This window comes from Pararobbsia alpina, assembly GCF_902859895.1.
Lineage (GTDB): Bacteria > Pseudomonadota > Gammaproteobacteria > Burkholderiales > Burkholderiaceae > Pararobbsia > Pararobbsia alpina.
Window position 1 is genome coordinate 1 of the sequence record NZ_CADIKM010000142.1, and the last position, 1,821, is coordinate 1,821.

The 1,821-nt window shown below is 55.8% G+C and carries 3 protein-coding genes; all 3 read right to left on the minus strand.

Translation table 11 applies throughout. The features are described 5' to 3' along the window. Nucleotides 1–18: 18 nt before the first annotated feature. Nucleotides 19–537 (minus strand): hypothetical protein, encoded by a 519-nt coding sequence (locus HV670_RS29840; RefSeq protein WP_175108520.1) that lies wholly within the window; start codon nt 535–537, stop codon nt 19–21. A gap of 407 nt (nt 538–944) precedes the next feature. Further along, nucleotides 945–1,175 (minus strand): hypothetical protein, encoded by a 231-nt coding sequence (locus HV670_RS29845; protein WP_175108521.1) that lies wholly within the window; start codon nt 1,173–1,175, stop codon nt 945–947. A gap of 195 nt (nt 1,176–1,370) precedes the next feature. Continuing rightward, entirely contained in the window at nt 1,371–1,574 is a 204-nt protein-coding gene (locus HV670_RS29850) for a cold-shock protein (RefSeq protein ID WP_061165318.1), read from the minus strand. Nucleotides 1,575–1,821: the final 247 nt, after the last annotated feature.

Sequence of the window (1,821 nt, forward strand, 5' to 3'; positions counted from 1 at the left end):
GTAGCTCAGGACGCTACGTCACAGGCGCTGAACCGCGTCCGCATAGATCCTTGTCGCATCCTTCAGTTGCTGCGCCGCGGCCTGCACGCGCGTTGGTAGCTCGCTCAGCGCAAGTTGGGTTACGGCACCGTCCAGCCGCCTGCGAAGCTCTATCACGAGATCCATGACACTGGCGTCACCGATCCGCCGGCGATTGCTCTGCCTCGAACCCACCAGTGAGCAATCCACCAGTCGATCAACCGTGCGGAAGTACGCCTGAGCGGCAAGGCGATGCTTCGCATAGAGCAGGGCGATATTTGACTTTGAAAGGCAATCTTTGACGACATCGACATGCAAGCCGAAATGGATTTGCAGCGCGTCGGAGGCATCCGCCCGGTGAAAGCACGCCACATGATCGAATAGCGTCTCGCCATCCCCGTCGATCAGATCAATCCAGACCTCGCCGTCTTCGAGGGTTTGTCCCGAGGGGTAAATCACTCGGTCATCCTCATTGGCGGCCGCGAGCATCCGGTGTCCGTCGACATCGTCGATCGGCATCTCCAAGACCTCGACCAATTCACCGCTTACCGCGACCTGCATGACCAATATCGCCATCTCTGCTCCTTGTGATGCGATTGACGGAAATAGCGTTGTGCAGATCAAGCGACCGCGAGCCCGACTCTCCCTCGAGGCCTTTCATTGTTACGTTTTGTGACCAGTGTGATGGACGCGGGTCTGATAAGCATTTCGTGCCGTGAGACGCATCATGCGGTGGGCAATCCCACGCGCCGTCTGCGGCAAACACCCGGGCGAGACGCCTAGCGGTGTCACCCAAATGAAATTCGTCCATTTGAGAGGGGTGCTTTTGCTACGCATCGTTGCGATTCGATCCGTCCTGCACCGACGGTCGGTCAATACCTGGTGCTGCCCAGCGTGCCGCTGTAACCGCCTGGGGCGGGGTCCGACTAACCGCGACTGTCCACCCAGCCCTGTGCCCAGCTTGTAGCGTGATCCAAGGCCTGCGTTTCGTTATCGAAATAATCGAGCGCATGAAACTCGTAGGAGGCCGGTTCGCCACTACGCCAATCATCGGCTACGAGCAGAAGGTTGGCGGCAAACCAGCCGTCCGCGAAACGATGGGCGGATGGGGAGATGGAATAACCGTTGTATTGATGAATATTTTTAGTATTTTGCATAAGCGATAACCGAGCGACGTTCGCACGACATGTATGTCGGGCGAATTCGAAGAAAATGAAAATGGGGCGAGACGGATCGTGTCGAAAAGACAAATGATGCGCACGTTGAAACACGGCGATCAGATCGGGAGCACGTGGCTCCGCGAGGATGCAAGTCAAGCAAGGGCCGGCAGACCGACCCTAGAAACAAAACAATTACTGCGGCGAGATATTCGCGGCCTGCATACCCTTCGGTCCGCGCTTGGTCTCGTAGCTCACCTTCTGGTTTTCTGCGAGCGTCTTGAAGCCGTCGCCCCGAACTTCCGAGAAGTGCGCGAAAAGGTCCTCACCGCCAGCGTCAGGAGTGATGAAGCCAAAACCTTTGCTATCGTTGAACCACTTAACAGTACCGGTATCCATGTGAGTTCCTTGAAATAAAAATAACAGCTCCGTTGCGGAGCGACAAAAACTTCAAGGAAGATGAGAGGACAGCGAATACCGCGTAGAGAAGGCGGAAAATGGTGATCAGCAATCGAGCTTCTTGAATATTTCGATGGCCACAATACCCTAGCAAGCTAGGGCTGTCAACGCATTTCATGAACCAGCCTGGCTGTTGAGCGACGCGTCCAGTTGATTATTCCCAACTTTGGTTGCGGCCCGACGAATG

Bases quoted from the DNA above. Each gene is read 5' to 3' on its own strand.
- HV670_RS29840 (WP_175108520.1), bottom strand. From the start codon at position 537: ATGCCGATCGACGATGTCGACGGACACCGGATGCTCGCGGCCGCCAAT.
- HV670_RS29845 (WP_175108521.1), bottom strand. From the start codon at position 1,175: ATGCAAAATACTAAAAATATTCATCAATACAACGGTTATTCCATCTCC.
- HV670_RS29850 (WP_061165318.1), bottom strand. From the start codon at position 1,574: ATGGATACCGGTACTGTTAAGTGGTTCAACGATAGCAAAGGTTTTGGC.